The sequence below is a fragment of the Blautia sp. MSJ-9 genome (assembly GCF_018919065.1).
Lineage (GTDB): Bacteria > Bacillota > Clostridia > Lachnospirales > Lachnospiraceae > Blautia_A.
On the sequence record NZ_JAHLQG010000052.1, the window covers coordinates 52,252 to 73,919 of the forward strand.

The following is a 21,668-nucleotide window of genomic DNA, read 5'->3' on the forward strand; positions in this document are numbered from 1 at the left end:
TAAAAGCCCCCTGAAATTCATCTAGAAGGCTTAATACAACTCACAATTATATGTTATTTTCCAAGAAGTTTTGCTGCAACTTTCTCCAGCTCATCTCTGATCTTAATATGCTGCGGACATACTTCTTCGCACTTACCACATTTCACACATTCATTGGCAGATTTCCTGCCATGTTTGCCTACCAGCCATTCTTCCTGATGAAGTGCCTGATCTTTGCTTCCGTATAAGGTCAGATAATTCATTGCTGTAAAAGAACCGGAAACTCCGATTTCCATCGGACAGACTTTCGCACAGTAATTACAGGTTGTACATGGGATCAGCGGAATTTTCTTTAATTCTTCCTGTGCCTTTTTCAGAGTTTCCTGTTCTTTCTCTGTCAGTCCGTTGAAATCCTTCATATAAGAAAGATTGTCCTGCATCTGCTCGACATTGCTCATACCGGACAGAACAGTGATCACGCCTTCCAGATTTGCAGCAAAACGGATCGCCCAGGATGCTGCGGAAGATTCCGGTTCTGCTGCTTTCAGGATTTCTTCCACACTCTTCGGAGGAGTTGCAAGCATACCGCCTTTCACAGGCTCCATAATTACAATCGGTTTGCCATGTTTACGTGCCACTTCATAACATCCTCTGGCCTGGATTGCCGGATTTTCCCAGTCAGCGTAGTTGATCTGAAGCTGTACAAATTCCATTTCCGGATGTGCGTTCAGGATTGCATCCAGTTCTTCCGGTGTGGAATGGAAAGAGAAACCTGCATGTTTGATCAGACCCTGTGCTTTTTTCTCCTGAACCCAGTCCCAGAGACCGAAATCGTCGAAGTATCTGGTACGTGCTTCTCCGAGATTATGTAACAGATAAAAGTCGAAATATCCTGCTCCTGTCTGTTTCAGAGAAGTGTCAAACTGTGCAGTTGCTTCTTCTCTTGTCTTGCAGTTGATCCATGCTGCGTTCTTTGTAGCAAGCTGGAATTTCTCTCTTGGATAACGCTCTACCAGTGCCTGGCGGATGGCATCCTCGCTGCCTGCATAGGCCCAGGCTGTATCAAAATAAGTAAATCCTGCATCCATAAACAGGTCTACCATCTTTTTGGTCTGCTCAATATCGATCACGTCGCCTTCCAATTTCGGCAGACGCATCAGGCCAAATCCAAGTTTCTTGATGCTTTCTCCTAAATAAGCCATGTGAAGACCTCCTTACTTTCTGAAATTACCAGAATACGATTTCCACTCATATTCCGGTTAACTATTCTATTATAGCGGAAAATTTTATCAATTTCCATTGCATGTCTGCAAAAAATCTCTTATATACCTTTCCCATATCCCAATGTGATGGAATCGCATACTGGCATTCCCCTACATTATCATAATTTCCTGATTTTATTTTTTCAATGATCTATGACCACACTCCAATGCATTATTCTCCCGTATCTCCCATTTTGGACAATATTCTACATCATAAAAATAATACCTCAAATATAAGAAAAACTTCTCCTAAGCAGATTTCAGATTATTTACTCAATCCACTTAGAAGAAGTTATAAGTTTTCTTACATACTGATAATTCCCAAAACGTTTGCAATAGAACTCAGCAAAATAATAATCAGACAAATCGTTGCAAAGTATTTGATAAATACCCTGTACAGTTTCTTTCTGCGGAATGGAGAAGACTGTTCAATTTCTTTTTCCATTCCATCAATACCAACAACACGAAGAATCAGAATACAGGTTGCAAGTGCTGCCAACGGCATCATTACTGAGTTTGTCATAAAATCGAAGAAATCAAGGAAGTTCATTCCAAAGATACGAATGAAATCCAGAAGTCCATATCCCATGGAAGATGCGGTTCCAAGTACAATCATGATCACAACCATCAGACCGCAGCATTTCTTACGGCTCCAGTGAAGTTCGTCCATGAATGTGGAAACACTGGTTTCCATCAGGGAAACTGCACTTGTCAGAGCTGCAAGTAATACAAGTATGAAGAATACGATTCCTGTTGCAGTACCAAATCCCATACTTGCAAATACTTTTGGCAATGTGATAAACATCAGAGATGGTCCTGCCTGAAGTGTTTCAGGATTTCCACCGGAGAATGCAAATACCGCCGGAATGATCATCAGTCCTGCAAGGATTGCGATACCTGTATCGAAAATCTCAACCTGTGTGGTAGATCTCTCAATATCCATATCTTTACGGACATAGGAACCGTAAGTATACAGGATTCCCATTGCAATGGACAAAGAATAAAACATCTGTCCCATCGCTGCTACTACTGTCATCCAGGAGAAATTTTTCACATTCGGGATCAGGAAATATTTCACACCTTCAACAGCGCCCGGACGTGTGACAGAATAGATTGTAACTACGACTGCCAGAACTACTAGAACCGGCATCATGATCTTTGACATTCTCTCTACACCGTTCTGTACACCACCGAGAATGATGATGAATACAAGCGCCGCAAATACCAGAAACCAGAGTTCCACCTGCCAGGAATCGGAAATAAAGTTTCCAAAATATCCGTCTTCCGCTACTGCCTGGACATTTCCTTTGAAATATTCCACAAGATACTTAATTACCCATCCGCCAATCGTACTGTAATAAGGAACAATCAGCATTGGAATCACTGCATTTAACCATCCGCCGATTTTGAATGATTTCGTTTTTCCAAAATGCTCAAATGCACCTACCGGACTCTTTCTGGTCATTCGTCCAAGAGCTGTTTCTGACATGATCAGCACATAACCAAATGATGCAGTCAGAAGAATATAGATCAGCAGGAAAATTCCGCCTCCATATTTCGCTGCAAGATACGGAAATCTCCAGATATTTCCCAGTCCTACTGCAGAACCTGCAACTGCCAGCACATAACCAATCCTTCCGGAAAAGCTTCCTCTGTTATGGTTATGTGCAGAATTGTTTTCTTTTTTCATTATACACCTCACCTCGTTACAAAAACCTCCCATAGGATTTCTCCCATGGGAGGTCTGCTAGTTTTTTACTGATTCTATAGTATCAAAAAGATGCGGGAATGTCAAAGATTAATAATAATTACAGACTTAATTATAACATATTTGGTTACCCGTTTAGCTACAACAAAACCCCGGAAAATCAAGGCTTTCCGAGGTTTTAATAGTTTTCTGTACTCGATTAAAATTATCGTTTTGGTAACTGGGAACGCTTGATTTTACTGGGTTCTTGGAATGTGATGTTGCAAACACGTTACAAATGCAGGGCTTCTCGTTACTCCTCACCACACCTCAAATCATACTAAAAATTCTTCTAAATCTGGATAATCCTTAATATGTTTTCTTACATAGTTTCTTTTAAATGCTGAAAATATGCTGCTTCTACTCAATGTTGCCTTTAGGGTTCTCTTACAACGTTGCATTTCTGGATCTTTTTTATGCTTTTCCAACGTTTTATATAAGAAATTCATCTCCTCTGCCAAACGATCAATTCTGTGTTGACATGCCGCTTCTCGAATCCCAGTATTTCGTTTTTCAAAACATTCTTGTATGAGGTCAGCAGTCATAATCGCCCGTTCTTCATTCACAATATTATGTACATTTACATGTCCCTCTTCATAACACTGCTCTAACATAGCGGGTGGTTTATTGTTTCGTCCATCTACATTTTTCGGATCAACGAAAAACTCCAATGGACTCAACAGACTAAAGTCCATAAAGAAAAGAGAAGTTAGTATCATTTTGGGATATTAACTTCTCTTTTCTTTTCGTATTGCAGATAAATTTTTGTACATGTGGCGCTAAAAAAGAGTTCACTTTTTTAAATTTTATGCTACTCTATACATGAAGCTTATTGCTTGCCTTTCATATTACGAAGTCTTGAACGCCCTGGACGGATAGGCGTTATGTATCTTGCAATAAGTAATTCAATATTAGGTGGAAATATTTCTTTAAATAGGAATTCACGGCATATACGTACCGAGACAGAAAAATTTACTTTATATTCATATTTTCTGTTTCCTTTTTCTATGACTACATGCGAGGTAATCAGTTCAGAAAAGTTGTGCATTATTAGTCCAGCAAAGATTTCCTGGAGAATATATTCCACCTTTTTGGAATGAAAATGAAGCAGTCCCACAGTATATTTTAAATCTCTGAATGAAGTTTCAATTCCCCACCGCATACTCACTAATATACCTTCCGGAATTTGAAAAAATAAGCAGTAGTGTATTTTCTTTTGCACGGCTAATATACGCCACTTGCTTTCTGTCATTTGTAGTTGTGTAAATGAACTTCTGGTAAAAAGACATTTTATGTTGAAAATTCAATGCAGCAGTCTCTGAATATCCTTCTCCAAATGCAGCTACTTCTTCATAATCATGAATTAACGTGACCAAGTGTTCTGTTTTTTAGAGTCAGTATTGAAAAATAAATAGCGAATATCTGAAAACAGCACATCCAGATATTCTTCCGTTCCTTTTTTCAATATATAATCTGTAATATTTATCGTATTTAGATCTTTTATGTAAACTTCTCTTTTCCCTCTACTGTATGCTTCTGCTTTAAATTCTTTGTAATCCTCAAATCCTAATTGCTTAACGAATTTAGAGATTGTAGATTTAGAAACAGAACATAAATCAGCCATAGCACCTATGGAAATGTTATTCAATTGATGAATATGTTCCAGCATAACTCGAGCAATATGATGTTCTATTGATTCTGGTGACATCTCACCAGTTATTGATGATAGTCTTGTATATAGTGTGCCCATATATCTTCTCCCTCACGGTTTTCTCTTGTGACACTTTTGTTTTCATAATAACACAAAAATACTAAGAGAAACCACTATTAGCTGATAATTTTCCTGCATTTTATCAGCTCAAGAAGCATCCATCCAGCTACGTGATTGATTTTGAAGTTCTGAAATTTTGTTTGGATTTTTACTTGATTTCTTGTTGTTATTTTAATTTACATTAAATTTTGAATAATAGATTTTTTCAGATTTAGTTAAGAAAAACCCCAGAACCGAAGTTCTGAGGTTTGTGATCTCTTTGAATTGTATTTCTCTTGCGAGATAATTATCTCTTTGGTAACTAAAATTAACGTTTGGAGAACTACACATCCCGTAAAATAAGGCTTTTTGAGTATTTTGTGTGCTACATGTGTGTTACGAAAAAACATGATACCCTGTTCTGTAAAAGCCTTTTTGTTTTCTTTTGGGTGATTCCGCACATTACCAGACCACCCCACATGTTTATACTATACCCCCTACCCCGGTATATATTTTAAGTACGGGCTTTTCGTACTCATTGTTCTATGATATAATGTCCTTGTTGTCCACCCGATACCCGGCAACGGGAGGAGGTGAGTCTACATGGAAATCATCATTTCTTTTATTGTCTCCTGCATGGCAAGCATAGCCGCCTATTATGTTTGCAAATGGTTAGACGGTGACAAGTAGGGCAACACTAGCCTAGCGGTTTCTTGTCCGCTATAAAAAGCAAGACGAAGCCCCCAGTATTCGCAGTACTGAGGGCTTCTATCTTTTTCGTCCACATGGACTCATCATTTCTTTTCGCCTATTGGCATTATATCATATGCAATTTTCATTTGCAATATACCCAATATATTTTTTAATCGTATTTCTACTTATATGATATTTATTCATTAAATCTATTTGTTTTATGCTGCGATCTGAAAGAAACTTTTCAATATCCTCCTGAAGCTCTGGTGTCATCTTATCAAGCTGTCCCTCTTTGCGTCCCACTCTCGACTACGCATGTATCTCTTGTATTCTTCTGTCATATAAATTCCTTTCTTTAAAATTACATTACAAGAGGGGTGTCAATATTACTGATACCCTTTTATTATCGTCCTCTGTTCCAGTCTGATTTTTAGCCCTTAAATCTTTCCCGGTAGCCCTACAGAAAACTCTAATATGAGATTGTCCGCATTTTATCAGGCTTTTCCAAATATATCAAGCAAATTTGTGTGCTACGCATCAAAATTAACCACTTTTTTAGAAAATTTTAGGAATTTCAGATATAAGAAAAACCCCGGAAAATCAAGGTTTTCCGAGGTTTTAATAAATTTCTGTATTCGATTGGAATTATCGTTTGGAGAACTGTGGTGCTCTACGAGCTGCTTTGAGACCGTATTTCTTACGTTCTTTCATACGTGGATCACGTGTTAAGAATCCAGCAGCTTTCAGAACTGGTCTGTAGTCGTTGTCTGCCTGAAGAAGTGCTCTTGCAACACCATGTCTGATGGCACCAGCCTGTCCTGTGTATCCACCACCATGAACGTTAACTAATACGTCAAATTTGCCTTCTGTTTCTGTTGCAGTTAAAGGCTGACGAACGATAACTTTCAGTGTATCTAATCCAAAATATTCATCGATATCTCTTTTATTGATTGTGATCTTACCGGTTCCAGGTACAAGATAAACTCTTGCGATTGATTTTTTTCTTCTTCCTGTTCCGTAGAATTTTGCGCTAGCCAATGTTTTCTACCTCCTAATTAAAATGTTAAAGCTTCTGGTTTCTGAGCTTCATGTTTGTGTTCCGGTCCTGCATATACGAAAAGTTTCTTGTACATGCTTCTTCCTAAAGGTCCTTTTGGAAGCATACCTTTAACTGCGAGCTCGATAACTCTCTCAGGTTTCTTTGCTAACATTTCTTTTAATGTGGTTTCTCTCATTCCACCTACATAATCGGAGTGATTGTAGTAGATTTTCTGCTCTAATTTCTTACCTGTAACTTTGATCTTGTCAGCGTTTACGATGATTACATAATCACCTGTGTCTACGTGTGGTGTAAACTGTGGTTTATTCTTTCCTCTTAAAACGCTTGCTACTCCGGAAGCCAGACGGCCAAGAGTACATCCATCAGCGTCAACTACATACCATTTTCTTTCGATTTTATCTGGATTAGCCATATAAGTCTGCATGGTTTTACCTCCTGTTATTTATCAACGATAGTTTAATTAACCGCGGAATTTCCCGCGAAAATAAGTTATTGGAAACGCCGGTGCTAAGAAACGCGGAAATGTCCGAAACCGCTGATAAATACTTTCGCCTGGGCTATTTGGCTTAAGCATTTCGCACTACGTCACATTGGGTTATTATATTATAAGGGACCTGTTCTGTCAATAGGTTTTGTGTCGTTTTTTCAACTTTTTTCGTTACTCCCCCGTTTTTTGTTTTCCATACTCATTGTTGTAAAAAAATTGCATGCTACATTTCAGTCATTCAGTCTGAAAAAATGTAGCATGCAATAATTTTTACATTTTATAGATCAGTCAAAAAATTCAATTCCCATCAATGTTAATCCCTGTGCCGGAGCTGTCGGGCCTGCCGTTTCGCGGTTGCAGGCTTCCAGGATTGCCTTTACTCTCTCCGGTGGATATTGACCGTTTCCTACTTCTATCAACGTTCCTGCGATAATACGAACCATGTTGTAAAGGAATCCTGTTCCTGTTACGCGGATAGTTACGATGTCTCCGTCACGCCATACATCAATTCCTGTTACTGTACGAATGGTTGTTTTTACCTGCGCTTTTGCACCGCAAAAAGAAGCAAAATCATGCTGTCCAATCAGGTATGAGGTTGCAGCTTTCATCTTATCTACATCCAGTTTATAGTGATAGAAATAGGTGTATAAGCGCTCTGTCGGAACCGGGAATTTGCGGTTCAGGATGCGGTATTCATATGTTTTTTCGCTGTCGCAGTAGCGGGGATGGAAATCCGGTTCTACTTCTTCGGAGAGCTGAATACGGATATCTTCCGGAAGCCGCTGGTTCAGTGCATAAGAAATCTTTTCTCCCGGGATGCGTGTGTCAGTGTCAAATACTGCCACATTTCCCATGGCATGAACACCTGCATCTGTACGGCTTGCACCGATAGTTTCTATTTTCTCTCCCAGAAGCTCAGACAGTGTATCATTTAATACCCCCTGCACGGTAATTCCGTTTGGCTGTGTCTGCCAGCCGCAGTAGTTTGTGCCGTCATATGCAACTACAAGGCCAATTCTTTTCATCTGTTTTCCTCCATAAAATAAATCTATAATATTTACCCAAGCAAAAAATCATGTGCTTCGTTGTTTACTGATTCATAACCAATAACTGCCTCGCAGTTCAGTTTAACATTTCATTTTAATGTATTTGTTAAATAATATCATAAATCTATTTTAGGGTAAAGCTATTTCACACGGTAAAAACCTGATGGTACTCAGAAAAATGTTCGTTCTGATAGGGCAGAATCTTCATGGCACAGTAACTGATATTAATCAGATTGACCAGCATTTCAATCCCTTTGCATAGGAACATGCATAATAAAATACATTCAGTGATTTCTCCGTTATTCCGGATAAAAATGCTGATACAGAAACCGGATGGAATGTACGGATTCTAAGGTCAGTATGGATAATATCAGCAGAAATAAGGTATCTGCTGTCGAAACAGAAAAAGTTGTAAAGTGGTGAAAATTCTTTATTAAAAAAAGATATTCCTGTCTATTTCATGCACAATAATAAAGGCTTCTTATACTTTCCATTAATTATCTGTTGAAGTCCTGTTACCGATAAGATGATTCGAAAAATCTTCAAAAATCTGTCTAACAAACAATGGTTTTCTGCCTGTCAGTTTTTCAAAATCATTCGTATAAACACTCATCTGATTTTGACGGATTGCTTTCCCGAAAGTAACCATTCCATCAGAACAAAACGGAAAATTCTTTGCCGTATCAGCCCACATTTCTTCTGTTGTTCTGGGCACTCCGATTGAATCAAAATATGCATACATCTCATCATCCGTAATATATTTATATACCACTTTCTTCCCTGTTACTTCTGAGGCAATTTCGAGAAAATCAGCAATTGTTAACAGCTCTGCTCCATTAATATTCAAAACTTTATCAATATCTTCAGACATTGCCGCATATGCTGCAGCTGTTGCGCAATCGTCACGAGATATAAACGCCATCTTTCCTTCACCCATATTATTTGCCAGAACTCCATTAGTTCGCTCATATGCTTCTACAAAAGAAGAAACCATTGCCTCGGCATACTGCGAATCACGAAGAATCAGATAATGTATCGGTTGTTCTTTGATATAATTTTCTGTCCAGACATGATCATTTACCTCATATGTATTAATATCTTTTTCACCAGCACCTACAATAGAAGTATACACCAGCTTTTTGACACCGGCACGTACTGCTGCATCAATTGCAGTTTTATGTGCAGCTCTTCTTTTAGGTCCTACAAAAGGCATGGAAATCAATACAACAGTATCTGCTCCTTTAAATGTTTCCACAAGAGTTTCTGCATTATTAAAATCAGCCACCCTTGTTTCAATTCCCATTTCTTTGTACTTTTTAAGTGCTTTTTCTCTTGGTGCAGTAAAAATCAAATCCTCATGAGGATATTTTTCCAGAAGTATTCCGGCAGATTTTCCTCCGAAATTTCCATCAACACCATTAAGCAATATTTTTTTCATAATCAGTACTTCCTTTCTACTACAATTTAACCAGTTCTTTTTCAAGCAATACACCCAATCCAACAGCAATTGCAATCACAACTGCAGTCAGGATAAAAATTTCTGAATAATTATTTCCTGCAATTGGAGCAATAATATAAGATGGAACTATTACCGCTCCACCTAACTGAAATGTTGTAATCAACCCTCCTGCTGTAGAAATATTATCAGATGAAATTTCTCTTAATCTAATCGGCATTGTGAAATAAATTGGCATTGCACCTCCAATAGCAATCCCTGTAATAAAATATATAATTATCATAAGGATTTGTTCATGAAGCATCCATCCCCCAATACATCCTATAATAGAAATTCCTCCAAATAAAAAGATAAGTCTTGAAAATTTCTTTAACTTTCGATACAAAACGGGCCCTATAACTGCACCAACCATATTTCCAAATGATATCATAGATGCAACAGTACCTGCCTGCGATTTAGAAAATCCATGAATTTCCATAAGTGCAGCTGGAAGAAATGTATTTAATGTAATAGTCGCTCCCAGAATACAGAATAAACTGACTGCAGTAAACCAGATACCTTTGCAGCTCAGAACGTCCGAAAATTTTCCTTTTTGCTCTGAAGATCTATCTGCATTTCTGAATTCTGTATTTTCAGCATTTTCTTTCTCTATACAATAGTTCCCTGCCCATATAACAGTAATTACAACTGCGTATACTAATGCTCCAACATAAGCTTTTTGTAATGTTGAATACAAAACTGCAGATGTTGCAGTTGCAAAAGTCTGCGCAAGCATACCGGCCGTAGTATATATTCCCATAAATAAAACTGATTTTTCTGCAGGAACTACTTCTTCCAATACTCTTGCGCTATTAACAAACAGTGTAATAGAAGATGCGCCACTAAATGCCATGCAAATCCATAGTGTAGAATAACTTTCTGCAAAAATACGACCTGTAAGTCCTAATATAGTAAAAGCAAGTCCCAACTGTATTGCATTTCTATAGCCAATTTTATCAGACAATTTTCCCAATGGAATGCTCAGAAAAATTGCCGGAAGCATTGGTGCAGTAAATAAAAACGCAAAACGAGAAGCAGATATTTGATACGCTGTTATCAGATCAATCGAAAACACATTCATCTGATATTGAGCATAAGCAGCAACAGTAGATGCCAGCATAAGACTTATAAATGTATATTTCTGTTTTTTATTCAATATGTATCTCCTTCCAAACAATATATGAAAAGCGGCTGTCGTAAAACAGCCGCCCCCTGTTAAACCTTAGAATAAATGAGGAATTTCTTCTACATCTTTGTTTTCATTGCGGATAAACTCGCTATTATAAGGAAGTTTTTTTACTGTTGCACGTACTTTCATCTGACGCGTACCAGGAGTCCCCCACAAAATTTCCAGTTTCGTTCCTTCTTTTGCATATTTAGGATTAATAAATCCAAGAGAAATCATACTATTGTAATTATAGGAAATTATTCTTCCAGATGAAATGCCAATCTGGTTTTCTCCGGCAAATACCTTATCTGCTCTATAAGTGAATCCTGGTTCTTCCGGCTGTTCATTCCAGAATACATCACTCTGTACGGAAATATCTTCACAAGGTTCCTCTCCCGGAATCAGTTTCGTAGTAAAAATTTTTCCTACATCCTCTCCATTCCATTCAAGAGTTACTGCTGTTCTGCGTTTTTCTTCAGCAAGTTTCAAAAGAGCATCTTTTCCGGTAAAATCATGATTAAATTTCACAAGGAAATCCCATCCAACATCAAATGGCGTCATAAAACGACTTTCAAGATCATCTCCCACACTGCCAAGCAGATAACGTTTAATATTATAAAAAGCAGTCTCCGGATGCTGATACAGATAATTGGCCAGTCCTTCTCCCGATTCAAACCATGGAAGCGGATAATGGAGATTGATGTTTGGAAATCCTGCTTCCGTATGATTAAAAAGATTATAGGCATGAAGTCCTAATTTCTGAGCACCAAATTTTTTCCCGCTTTCCCAAACCTTATCATAAATATATACAAACTCTGAAATATCCCCATGAATTTCATAAGCAAGGTTGCCAGACATCCCAAGGCGAATAATACGTACTGTCTTTCCATCTACATCCTGACATCTATGACGTGCAAATTTAATATCATGTAAATCCGCCTGAAAAGCATCTTCCAGAATTTCAAGAGATTTTTCTCCATCAATTTGAATAATATATTCTTTTCCTGACATATCTTCCCCATGTACATCCATTTCAGATGATTCTACAAGATACGCAAGAGGTGGATTTAACCAATATGTTCGGATTCTGTCCTCAGCAACCTTAATTGCAACACCATCTGTCATAATCTGTCCTTTTTCATTGCAGATTACTGCATGACGAAGCCCTTTCATACCGAGTTTAGAAAAATCATTTGTACAGATAGAATTAAAAAACTTGATCACATCCGGTCCATACACATCGTAAATTGGTGAAATCATCAGTGCAGTTCCAATCCATGCACTTGTCTGGTATGCTTTAATCTCCGGTCTTACTCCTCGATATTCATATGGAAGCAATGCTCCCGGTGCAACCTGATATAGTAAACTGGCACCTTCCATTAGTGGATTTCTTGATTCGTTCATAATTTTCCCCTTTTTTTTATATATTTTTGTACACTTTCTAAACCCAAGTATAATACACTTGTTTTTTATATTCATCGTCTGTATAATCAAAAAAACAGATACTATTTTTATACATAAATGTCCATATTACAGGAGGGTTCCTATGAAACTCAATATTCATCAGATTTTTGAACAAATTTCTGCAGATATTTTTGTAATAAAAGAACAAAATCAAAATTCCTGCACAATTACCCGCGTACGGAAATTTTTACCTGAAACAACAGTTATTGACTCTGATACTCTTTATCTGATTGATTCGTCGTATTCTTTCCCACCAGATTTTTCCTTTCCAGCACATATGCTTTTTATTAATCAATATCCCGAATCTGTTCCCTCTGTTTTTCTCTCCTGCAGTGTTCTCACTACAACAGATATTTCTATAGATTCGCTACTGTATACTATATCTGATATCATTGCAGAATATCAAAATTGGGAATGTCAGGTTCTTCAATGTATTTTAAAAAATTCATCATTAAAAAATATTTTACAAATATGTACAAAAATGCTCAAAAATCCTATCGCTATTTTTGACATGCAACAAAATCTTTTAATGACGGCCGGCCATGTTCCAGATATTTCCACCAAAGGAGAACTTTGGAATTATGTTCTGTCTCATGGCCGTTCGCCTGACGAATCAGAAATCAGTCCGAGTCTTAATTCACTTTTAAATAATGGACGTAAACCTTTTTTCTTCCAGTCAGATAATCGCTTCCACAAAATAAAGCGACTCATTGCACCACTCTATCGAAATGAATCAATATTTGGTACATTGGCATTAAGTGATGTTTCTGCAGAATTTACACCTGGAGAATATCTGAATGTCGTACAGATTCAGACATTTATTGAACAGGCAATTCAACATACCACTGAATTTGCTTTTTCAAGTAAACATATGCCATGGTACATTGAACAGCTTATAAGAGGGAAAGAAATTAATCAGGAAGTACTTTTTTTCAATCTTGCGCGTAATGGATTTATTAAAGAAAAGAAATATTTTGTCTGGACTTTTCAAAAAGACTCAGCAGATGGACCATCTATAAAAAATTTCATTCCCAATATTTCATATCTCCTGAATCTTGAGATGATATATAATTATTCTGATCAAATTGTTGCAGTCGACCAAAATCTTGAACACTATCACAACTTAACACTTTACAAAAAAATGACTAATTTTCTAAATCAATGTCATATGTATTTTGGTCAAAGTATGTGCTTTGAAAACATTACGGAGTTGCATACTGCATTTATGCAGTCTCAGATAGCTTTAAGTCAAAGAAAAAAAGAACCAGGGATATCTTTTCTGGAAATTTTGCCAGAATATCTTGTAAAAACATTATTTACATCAAATGAAGCAGATGGATTGATGTTTCCATCTATGAAAAATTTTCAAAACATAAAAAAAGAATACCGACAGGATTTACTCATCTGCCTTGAACAATATATTTCTTCCGGTCTGAATTTATCGGCAACAGCTTCTAATTTATTTATACATCGTCATACTGTTATTTATCGGATAAAAAAAATAGAAGATTTATTAAATATAACTTTTTCTAAGCTGTCTCAATCAGAACTCGGGTTACTTTGGTTATCCTGCCAAAGGCTTCTTTTAAAACCTTTCGATTAATGTTTATTATAGAATCTTTATAACAGATAAAAATATGCCTTTTTCTGTTCATAAATAGAAATATGCTGTAACCCATTTTTACCGGATTACAGCATATAAAATATCATTATAAATCAGTAACTATTCCGTATCTCATCAAATTCCTGCGATTCTGAATATAATCGCAATCGCCAGATAAGCAAACATCACCACATATGCAATATAATCTCTGGATTCATAATGGAGTGGCTTCATCTGTGTTCTGTTATCGCCGCCATGGTAGCATCTTGCTTCCATGGCCATTGCCAGATCGTTAGCTCTTCGGAATGCTGAGATAAACAGCGGTACCAGAAGCGGAATCATGTTCTTAGCTTTCTGGATCAGATTTCCGTTTTCAAAATCTGCGCCACGTGCAATCTGTGCTTTCATGATCTTATCTGTCTCTTCAAGAAGAATCGGGATAAATCTTAATGCAATGGACATCATCATGGCAATCTCATGGATTGGTACATGAAGTTTATTCAGTGGTCTGAGCAGACGTTCCAAGCCGTCTGTAAGCTGATTTGGCGTGGTTGTCAGTGTCATAACGGAAGAACCAATCACAAGATAAGTCAGGCGGATAGCCATTCTTCCAGCAAGTTTCAGGCCTTCTTCTGTTACATGAAAGATTCCCCACTGCCAGAGAACTTTTCCCGGAGTCAGCAGGATGTTAAATACTACAGTGATCATAAGCAGCATTACGATTGCTTTCAGTCCCTTGAACATGAATTTCGGCGGAACTTTTGAGATTATGATCATGCCTGCCAGAAATAAAGTTGCTACTGCATATCCCGGAAATGTATGAAATACAAATACAGAAATAATAAATACAAGTGTACCTACCAGCTTCGCTCTTGGGTCCATTCTGTGAAGAACAGATTTGGCAGGATAGTACTGTCCTAATGTAATGTCTCGGATCATGCTTCCTGTCCTCCCTTATTTTCCTTCTCATCTGTACGGAGCAGCTTCTCCGGAGCAGTCTTTTTCAGCACTGCCAGAATATTCTCTTTCGCTTCCTCCACCGTAGTTGCGGTCACATCTACATCCAGTCCTTTTTCTTTGAGAGCATGCATGATATATGTGATCTGAGGAGCTGCAAGTCCCATAGCTTCCAGTTCTCTGTAATGGGCAAATACTGCCTTCGGCGCATCATCATAGGCGATTTCTCCATCATTGACTACGATCAGTCTCTCCGCATATTTGGCAATATCCTCCATACTGTGAGATACAAGGATAATCGTAATTCCTCTTACTTTATGAAGCTCTGCAATCTGATCAAGGATATCATCCCGCCCTTTCGGATCCAGCCCTGCAGTCGGCTCGTCCAGAATGAGAATTTTCGGGTTCATAGCCAGAACTCCGGCAATCGCAACTCGTTTCTTCTGTCCACCTGAAAGTTCAAACGGGGATTTGCTATAATTTTCTTCCTTAAAACCTACATGCTGCAATGCTTTCTTAGCTTCTACTTCTGCCTCTTCTCTGGACAGTCCCTGATTCATCGGTCCAAAGCAGACATCAGAAAGGACATCATTCTCGAAAAGCTGATGCTCCGGATACTGAAATACCAGGCCTACCTCACTTCGCAGTGCACGGCGATCGTATTTCTCTCCCCAGATATCCTCTCCATTGTATGTGATCGTACCGGAAGTCGGACGGATCAGTGCATTAAAATGCTGGATCAGGGTAGACTTTCCGCTTCCTGTATGCCCGATAATTCCAATAAACTGTCCATCCGGAATAGAAAGATTTACATCTTTTAGCGCATGGATTTCATAAGCAGTTCCCGGACTGTAAGTGTATGTTACATTCTTTAATTCTATAGACATAAGGCATTCACCAGCTCCTCTGTAGTCAGTATTCCCTCCGGAATATCCACTCCGGCTTTATGAAGTTCATGTGCCAGAAGTGTTACCTGTGGCACATCCAGTCTGTATTCCTTCAGAGTCTCCACCTGAGAAAAAATCTCCTTCGGTGTTCCCTGCATCACTACTTCTCCGCTGTCCATCACATATACTTTATCTGCGCGTACAACCTCTTCCATATAGTGTGTGATCAGAATTACAGTCACTCCCTCCTGCTTATTAAGATCACTGACTGCCTCCAGAACTTCCTTTCGTCCATTCGGATCAAGCATCGCAGTTGGCTCATCCAGAATGATGCATTTCGGGCGCATTGCCATCACACCGGCAATAGCAACTCTCTGCTTCTGACCTCCGGAAAGCTTATTCGGAGAATGATAACGATAAGAGGTCATGCCTGTCTTTTTCAGGCTCTCATCTACTCGCTCCCAGATTTTCTCTGTCGGCACTCCCATGTTCTCCGGTCCGAAACCTACATCTTCTTCTACCACAGTTCCTATGATCTGATTGTCAGGATTCTGAAAAACCATGCCCGCTTTCTGGCGGACTTTCCATAATTCCGGCTCTTTAGACGTGTCAATCCCATCTACCCATAACGTCCCTTCCGTCGGAATGAGAAGCGCATTCAAATGCTTTGCAAGAGTAGATTTTCCAGAACCATTATGTCCCAGAATAGCCACGAATTGTCCGGCTTCAATGTCCAGGTTTACATCATTGACAGCACGCTGCGTATCCTGCACGTTGCCATCTTCATCATACTTGAGATAGTCAAATCCCAGCTTGAACGCCTTGATAATTCCCATAATATTTTTGTCCTCGTATTTGTATTCACTGTCCATTTTATTCTCAGAAAATGTACTCTGCAATCAACGGACAGCAACTATTCAGTAACATTTTATTTTCTCAGGCTTCTTCAGTAGCTGCCAGTCCGGTCAACTCATCGATCAGAGTCCAGATTTCATCTCTTCCCTGCTTTGTTTCAGCGGAAAAAGGAATGATGATGCCATCTTTGCTCAGCTTCAGCCCTTCTTTGATTGCTTTGATATTCTTCTGAACCTGGCTTCGTTTGAGCTTGTCAAGCTTGGTCGCTATAATGATCGGCTCATAACCATTATTCAGGATCCAGTCATACATCATCTTGTCATTTGCAGATGGATCATGACGGATGTCAATGAGAAGAAAAACAGCTTTGAGATCTTTGGATGTATGAAGATATCTCTCGATCATCTTGCCCCATTTTTCTTTCTCAGACTGTGAAACCTTTGCATATCCATAGCCAGGCAGGTCTACCAGATACATAGTTTCATTGATATTGTAAAAGTTAATGGTCTGTGTTTTTCCCGGCTGCGCACTTGTTCTGGCAAGAGATTTCCGATTCATCAGTCCGTTGATCAGAGATGATTTTCCTACATTTGATTTTCCTGCAAATGCAACCTCCGGTCTGTTGGTATCCGGAAGCTTACTGGTGATACCACAGACGATATCTAATGATACATTCTTAATAACCATTGATTTCCTCGCTTTTATTTTCACAGCAAAGAGTCAGTCATTTCCCAGACTGGCTCTTTGTTTGCTGTTCACTTCGATTCTGAGTAATGCTCTTTATCATTACTATGTTATCAGGATACAAGTGCTTTATTCAGTACTTCTTTCATAGAACTTACAAATGTGATAGTAAGTCCGTCTGTGATTTCTTTATCTAATTCCTGAATATCCGGCTTATTCTCTGCCGGTACTAATACTTCTTTGATCTTCGCATATTTTGCGGCAAGAAGTTTCTCTTTTAAACCACCGATTGGAAGTACTCTTCCTCTCAGTGTAATCTCACCGGTCATGGCAAGGTCTGCTCTTACCGGCTTCTTGATAATAGCGGAAAGAATGGCAGTTGCCATGGTAATACCCGCGGATGGTCCGTCTTTTGGCACTGCTCCCTCCGGAATGTGAACATGAATATCGTTTTCCTGGAAAAATTCCGGTTCTACTTTATAATCTGAAGCAATGGAGCGAATGTAAGTGATTCCCGCCTGTGCAGACTCCTTCATCACATCGCCAAGCTGTCCGGTAAGCATAAGCTCGCCTTTTCCTGGCATTACATTGACCTCGATCTGAAGTGTATCTCCACCTACCTGTGTCCATGCAAGACCACGTGAAATACCAATCTCATCTTTCTTATTTGCCATAAGATAATTGAAATGTTCTTTTCCAAGAAAATCTGACAGGTTCTTAGAAGTAACTGTGACTTTTTTCTTATCTTCTTCCATGATCAATCTCGCAGTTTTTCTGCAGATCTGACCAATGGTTCTCTCCAGATTTCGAACTCCGGCTTCTTTTGTATAATTATTGATGATCTTCTTAAGGGCTGCTGTCTGAATCGTCAACTTTCCTTTCTCGATACCATTCTCTTCCATCTGTTTTGGAATCAGATGTTCTTTTGCAATGTGCTCTTTCTCATTCTCTGTGTAGCCTGCGATCTCGATCAATTCCATACGGTCAAGAAGAGGTCTCGGGATTCCCTGAACATCATTTGCAGTGGCAATAAACAGTACCTCTGAGAGATCCTGTGGAACTTCTATATAATGATCCAGAAATCTGCTGTTCTGCTCCGGATCAAGTACCTCAAGAAGTGCTGCGGAGGTATCTCCTTTGTAATCACTGCTGGTCTTATCGATTTCATCAAGAAGCATCAGTGGATTACTTACGCCTGCCTGCTGTAATGCAGCTGTGATTCTACCTGGCATAGCACCTACATAAGTTTTTCTGTGACCACGGATCTCTGCCTCATCTCGTACACCGCCCAGACAAATGCGCACATATTTCTTATGCATAGCTTCTGCAATGGACTTGGCAATAGATGTCTTACCTGTTCCCGGAGGTCCCACGAGACAGAGAATCGGGCTTTTCCCTTTATGTGTCAGTTTACGGACAGAAAGGAATTCCATCACGCGCTCTTTTACATCTTTTAATCCGTAATGACCATCCTGGAGTACTTTCCAGGCTTCTTTCAGATCATCGGAATCCACAGATTTCTTATCCCATGGAAGCGACAGCATTGTCTCAATATAACCACGGAGTACCGCATTCTCAGAAACATTGGTGTTAGTATTCTTAAATCTCTCGATCTCCTTGCTGATCTTCTCTTTTACTTCATCACTGGCCTGAAGCTCCTGAAGCTTCTTCTTAAACTCCTCTGCATCATCTGCAGTATTGTCTTCTCCCAGTTCTTCACGGATCAGTTTCAGCTGTTCTCTCAGAATATATTCTCTCTGATTCTTATCGACTCTGGCTTTCACTTTCTTCTGAAGATCTCTGCCAATCTGCATGATCTCAATCTCATTACTTAAGATCGCACCCAAAACTTCATAGCGTTCTTCCAGTGTCAGTGCTTCCAGAATCTTCTGTTTATTCTGATAAGACAGCGGAATATTTACCGCGATCTGCTCAACAAGTTCCTCTATATTCTCTATATTTAAAATCTGTGCTACCAGCTCTTTGCTGACTTTTCCATTCTCCATGCAGTATCTGTGAAATAATTCTTTCAGACTCCTGTGCATGGCTTCCATCACTGGCTCAGGCATCTGCATTTCTTCTTCATCAACCGGTATGATCTCTGTTTTAATAAATGGAAATTCCTGCTCAAATTTCACAAGTGTGGCGCGTCCTGTTCCTTCTACAAGTACGCGCAGAAGGTTCTGAGGAAGTTTCACAACCTGCTTGATATAAGCGATAGTTCCTACGCGGTACACACCTGCCAGATCCGGTGTCTCCACCTCAGGATCAATCTGTGTTACCAGAAAAATCTTCTGGTCATGAAGCATGGCTGCTTCAATCGCCTTGACAGAGCGTTCTCTGCTTACGTCAAAATGAACGATCATCCCCGGAAGAATCGTTGTTCCCCTGAGGGCGATCGCCGGCAGCACCATATTCTGATTTGTCATTTATTGTTCAGTCCCTTTCATCAGGCTGTTTCCGGTTTGTCTTTCTTATGTGTCCGGGACGATCTTCTGCTTCCGGCTGTTTTCGCCTTTGCAGGAGCTTCTCCGCGGACGATCTCCGGCTCACCGGTGCCTTCTACTACATCTTTTGTAATTGTGCACTTACGAATTGTATCATCTGACGGAATCTTGTACATCAGATCCATCAGTGAACCTTCCATGATCGCACGAAGTCCTCTGGCTCCGGTCCTACGTTCCAGAGATTTCTTTGCAACAAGCTGCAGTGCATCATCTTCGAAATTAAGTTCAACGCCATCCAGTTCAAATAATTTATGATACTGTTTGGTAAGTGAGTTCTTCGGCTCTTTCAGAATACTGATCAGTGCATTCTCATCAAGCGCATCCAGAGTTACAACTACCGGCACACGTCCGATAAACTCAGGAATCAGACCGAATTTGATGAAGTCTTCCGGCATTACGTCCTTCAGAACTTCTCCTACATTCCTCTCTTCTTTTACGGAAACTTCTGCTCCAAAACCGATAGACTTGGTGTCCTGTCTGGACTCAATGATCTTCTCGATTCCGTCAAAAGCACCGCCACAGATGAACAGGATATTGGTCGTATCAATCTGGATGAATTCCTGATGCGGATGCTTACGTCCACCCTGCGGAGGAACGCTTGCAACTGTTCCCTCAAGGATTTTTAAGAGAGCCTGCTGCACACCTTCTCCTGAAACATCACGTGTAATAGATGCATTTTCAGATTTTCTCGTGATCTTATCAATCTCGTCGATATAGATAATTCCATACTGTGCACGCTCAATGTCGTAATCTGCCGCCTGAATGATCTTGAGAAGAATATTCTCAACATCTTCACCTACATAACCGGCCTCTGTCAGTGTTGTGGCATCTGCGATAGCAAATGGTACATTCAGAAGTCTTGCAAGTGTCTGGGCGAGTAATGTCTTACCGGAACCTGTTGGGCCAAGCATCAGAATATTACTCTTCTGAAGCTCTACCTCGGAATTTCTGGATGCAAGGATTCTCTTGTAGTGATTATAAACAGCAACAGCAAGAGCTTTCTTCGCAGCATCCTGTCCGATTACATAATCATCCAGAATTGCATGGATTTCTTCCGGTTTCAGAAGATTGATATCAGAGTTCATGATTTCACTGTCATCATAAGGATTTAATTCCTCTTCCATGATTTCTGAACAGATTCCAATACATTCATCACAAATGAATGCTTTACCATCCGGACCTGCGATCAGTTTTCTTACCTGGTCTTCTGTCTTCTGGCAAAAGGAACATCTTATTTTTCCTTCTCTCATCTTTTCTGCCATGAATTTATGTCTATCCTTTCTAAATTTGATTTAAAAAAGAATCCTGCTTTGCAGGATTCTCCGCCTGCGGCGGGTCGCTTTAGTGATATAATAAGACTCCTGTGATGATTCACAGGAGTCTTATCTTTCGCATTATTTATGCATGACTACACCGTCAATCAGTCCATATGCCTTTGCTTCTTCAGCAGTCATATAGTTGTCCCGGTCTGTATCACGCTCAACAACTTCTATCGGCTGACCGGTATTCGCAGCCAATAATTCATTTAAAGTTCTCTTTGTCTGTGCGATATGATCCGCCACGATCTGGATCTCTGTTGCCTGACCCTGTGCACCACCGGATGGCTGATGGATCATGATAGTGGAATGTGGAAGAGCAAATCTCTTGCCCTTTGCACCGCCTGCCAGAAGAAATGCTCCCATGCTGGCAGCCATTCCAAGACAAATGGTAGAAACATCGCATTTAATATACTGCATGGTATCATAAATCGCCATGCCGGCTGTTACGGAACCGCCCGGGCTGTTGATATACAGCTGAATATCTTTACCAGGATCTTCTGCTTCCAGGAAAAGAAGCTGTGATACGATCAGTCCTGCACTCACATCATTTACTTCTTCGCCCAGAAAAATAATTCTGTCTTTCAGAAGCCTTGAATAGATGTCGTAGCTTCTCTCTCCCCTGCTTGTCTGTTCAATGACATAAGGTACTAAACTCATATAAACGCCTCCATTTTACGCGGCTGACTTTTGTTCCGGAAAGAGGAA

At 39.4% G+C, this 21,668-nt stretch carries 19 protein-coding genes; 1 reads left to right on the top strand and 18 read right to left on the bottom strand.

Features of this window, described 5'->3' with window-relative positions:
• Positions 1–53: 53 nt before the first annotated feature.
• From KQI87_RS14750 to KQI87_RS14800, 11 genes are all read right to left on the bottom strand, one after another.
• Positions 54–1,181: an aldo/keto reductase gene (locus tag KQI87_RS14750; RefSeq protein WP_216460789.1), complete on the bottom strand. Its 1,128-nt coding sequence runs from the start codon at positions 1,179–1,181 to the stop codon at positions 54–56.
• A gap of 364 nt (positions 1,182–1,545) precedes the next feature.
• The gene (locus KQI87_RS14755; protein ID WP_118339861.1) at positions 1,546–2,931 is read right to left on the bottom strand and encodes a sodium-dependent transporter; all 1,386 of its coding nucleotides are present in this window, start codon (positions 2,929–2,931) and stop codon (positions 1,546–1,548) included.
• 332 nt (positions 2,932–3,263) lie between these two features.
• Complete coding sequence (locus KQI87_RS14760; RefSeq protein WP_216460790.1) at positions 3,264–3,668, bottom strand: hypothetical protein; 405 nt, start codon at positions 3,666–3,668, stop codon at positions 3,264–3,266.
• Positions 3,669–3,817: 149 nt separating this feature from the next.
• Positions 3,818–4,240, bottom strand: a complete 423-nt coding sequence (locus KQI87_RS17620) for a transposase (protein ID WP_442860626.1) — start codon at positions 4,238–4,240, stop codon at positions 3,818–3,820.
• A gap of 111 nt (positions 4,241–4,351) precedes the next feature.
• Positions 4,352–4,738 carry a MurR/RpiR family transcriptional regulator gene (locus KQI87_RS14770; protein ID WP_216460792.1) on the bottom strand — a complete coding sequence of 129 codons (387 nt, stop codon included), beginning with the start codon at positions 4,736–4,738 and terminating at the stop codon, positions 4,352–4,354.
• Positions 4,739–6,076: 1,338 nt separating this feature from the next.
• On the bottom strand, positions 6,077–6,469 hold the full coding sequence (gene rpsI / locus KQI87_RS14775; protein WP_117677245.1) for a 30S ribosomal protein S9: 393 nt from the start codon (positions 6,467–6,469) through the stop codon (positions 6,077–6,079).
• 17 nt (positions 6,470–6,486) lie between these two features.
• Entirely contained in the window at positions 6,487–6,915 is a 429-nt protein-coding gene (gene rplM, locus KQI87_RS14780; RefSeq protein ID WP_117677246.1) for a 50S ribosomal protein L13, read from the bottom strand.
• 347 nt (positions 6,916–7,262) lie between these two features.
• Positions 7,263–8,003, bottom strand: a complete 741-nt coding sequence (truA, locus tag KQI87_RS14785) for a tRNA pseudouridine(38-40) synthase TruA (RefSeq protein WP_216460793.1) — start codon at positions 8,001–8,003, stop codon at positions 7,263–7,265.
• A 514-nt stretch (positions 8,004–8,517) separates the two neighbouring features.
• Positions 8,518–9,462, bottom strand: a complete 945-nt coding sequence (locus KQI87_RS14790) for an NmrA family NAD(P)-binding protein (RefSeq protein WP_118572419.1) — start codon at positions 9,460–9,462, stop codon at positions 8,518–8,520.
• Between the two features lie 19 nt (positions 9,463–9,481).
• Complete coding sequence (locus KQI87_RS14795; RefSeq protein WP_216460794.1) at positions 9,482–10,675, bottom strand: MFS transporter; 1,194 nt, start codon at positions 10,673–10,675, stop codon at positions 9,482–9,484.
• Positions 10,676–10,741: 66 nt separating this feature from the next.
• Positions 10,742–12,091, bottom strand: a complete 1,350-nt coding sequence (locus tag KQI87_RS14800) for an aminomethyl transferase family protein (RefSeq protein ID WP_243103836.1) — start codon at positions 12,089–12,091, stop codon at positions 10,742–10,744.
• A gap of 142 nt (positions 12,092–12,233) precedes the next feature.
• On the opposite strand from KQI87_RS14800, the gene KQI87_RS14805 reads away from it, so the two are divergent.
• Positions 12,234–13,754 carry a PucR family transcriptional regulator gene (locus tag KQI87_RS14805; protein ID WP_178762227.1) on the top strand — a complete coding sequence of 507 codons (1,521 nt, stop codon included), beginning with the start codon at positions 12,234–12,236 and terminating at the stop codon, positions 13,752–13,754.
• 135 nt (positions 13,755–13,889) lie between these two features.
• On the opposite strand, the gene KQI87_RS14810 is transcribed toward KQI87_RS14805, so the two are convergent.
• The 7 genes from KQI87_RS14810 to clpP form a co-directional block, all read right to left on the bottom strand.
• Entirely contained in the window at positions 13,890–14,693 is an 804-nt protein-coding gene (locus KQI87_RS14810; protein WP_118516959.1) for an energy-coupling factor transporter transmembrane component T family protein, read from the bottom strand.
• Entirely contained in the window at positions 14,690–15,598 is a 909-nt protein-coding gene (locus tag KQI87_RS14815) for an energy-coupling factor transporter ATPase (RefSeq protein ID WP_117677248.1), read from the bottom strand. The genes KQI87_RS14810 and KQI87_RS14815 overlap by 4 nt, the downstream gene beginning before the upstream one ends.
• A complete protein-coding gene (locus KQI87_RS14820; protein WP_117677277.1) occupies positions 15,589–16,434 on the bottom strand; it encodes an energy-coupling factor transporter ATPase in 846 nt (281 codons plus the stop codon). Before KQI87_RS14820 ends, KQI87_RS14815 begins: the two co-directional genes overlap by 10 nt.
• A 100-nt stretch (positions 16,435–16,534) precedes the next feature.
• On the bottom strand, positions 16,535–17,140 hold the full coding sequence (gene yihA / locus KQI87_RS14825) for a ribosome biogenesis GTP-binding protein YihA/YsxC (protein WP_117677249.1): 606 nt from the start codon (positions 17,138–17,140) through the stop codon (positions 16,535–16,537).
• Positions 17,141–17,250: 110 nt separating this feature from the next.
• Positions 17,251–19,566 carry an endopeptidase La gene (gene lon / locus KQI87_RS14830; protein ID WP_216460795.1) on the bottom strand — a complete coding sequence of 772 codons (2,316 nt, stop codon included), beginning with the start codon at positions 19,564–19,566 and terminating at the stop codon, positions 17,251–17,253.
• Between the two features lie 20 nt (positions 19,567–19,586).
• Complete coding sequence (gene clpX, locus KQI87_RS14835) at positions 19,587–20,906, bottom strand: ATP-dependent Clp protease ATP-binding subunit ClpX (protein WP_119243846.1); 1,320 nt, start codon at positions 20,904–20,906, stop codon at positions 19,587–19,589.
• A 132-nt stretch (positions 20,907–21,038) separates the two neighbouring features.
• A complete protein-coding gene (clpP, locus tag KQI87_RS14840) occupies positions 21,039–21,620 on the bottom strand; it encodes an ATP-dependent Clp endopeptidase proteolytic subunit ClpP (RefSeq protein WP_008705991.1) in 582 nt (193 codons plus the stop codon).
• Positions 21,621–21,668 lie beyond the last annotated feature (48 nt).

Excerpts from the sequence above, each read along its gene's own strand:
- KQI87_RS14805 (WP_178762227.1), top strand. The coding sequence starts at position 12,234 with ATGAAACTCAATATTCATCAGATTTTTGAACAAATTTCTGCAGATATT.
- truA (WP_216460793.1), bottom strand. The coding sequence starts at position 8,003 with ATGAAAAGAATTGGCCTTGTAGTTGCATATGACGGCACAAACTACTGC.
- yihA (WP_117677249.1), bottom strand. The coding sequence starts at position 17,140 with ATGGTTATTAAGAATGTATCATTAGATATCGTCTGTGGTATCACCAGT.
- clpX (WP_119243846.1), bottom strand. The coding sequence starts at position 20,906 with ATGGCAGAAAAGATGAGAGAAGGAAAAATAAGATGTTCCTTTTGCCAG.
- KQI87_RS14810 (WP_118516959.1), bottom strand. The coding sequence starts at position 14,693 with ATGATCCGAGACATTACATTAGGACAGTACTATCCTGCCAAATCTGTT.
- KQI87_RS14750 (WP_216460789.1), bottom strand. The coding sequence starts at position 1,181 with ATGGCTTATTTAGGAGAAAGCATCAAGAAACTTGGATTTGGCCTGATG.
- KQI87_RS17620 (WP_442860626.1), bottom strand. The coding sequence starts at position 4,240 with ATGACAGAAAGCAAGTGGCGTATATTAGCCGTGCAAAAGAAAATACAC.
- KQI87_RS14815 (WP_117677248.1), bottom strand. The coding sequence starts at position 15,598 with ATGTCTATAGAATTAAAGAATGTAACATACACTTACAGTCCGGGAACT.
- KQI87_RS14755 (WP_118339861.1), bottom strand. The coding sequence starts at position 2,931 with ATGAAAAAAGAAAACAATTCTGCACATAACCATAACAGAGGAAGCTTT.
- lon (WP_216460795.1), bottom strand. The coding sequence starts at position 19,566 with ATGACAAATCAGAATATGGTGCTGCCGGCGATCGCCCTCAGGGGAACA.
- KQI87_RS14800 (WP_243103836.1), bottom strand. The coding sequence starts at position 12,091 with ATGAACGAATCAAGAAATCCACTAATGGAAGGTGCCAGTTTACTATAT.
- KQI87_RS14790 (WP_118572419.1), bottom strand. The coding sequence starts at position 9,462 with ATGAAAAAAATATTGCTTAATGGTGTTGATGGAAATTTCGGAGGAAAA.
- KQI87_RS14770 (WP_216460792.1), bottom strand. The coding sequence starts at position 4,738 with ATGGGCACACTATATACAAGACTATCATCAATAACTGGTGAGATGTCA.
- KQI87_RS14820 (WP_117677277.1), bottom strand. The coding sequence starts at position 16,434 with ATGGGAATTATCAAGGCGTTCAAGCTGGGATTTGACTATCTCAAGTAT.
- rplM (WP_117677246.1), bottom strand. The coding sequence starts at position 6,915 with ATGCAGACTTATATGGCTAATCCAGATAAAATCGAAAGAAAATGGTAT.
- clpP (WP_008705991.1), bottom strand. The coding sequence starts at position 21,620 with ATGAGTTTAGTACCTTATGTCATTGAACAGACAAGCAGGGGAGAGAGA.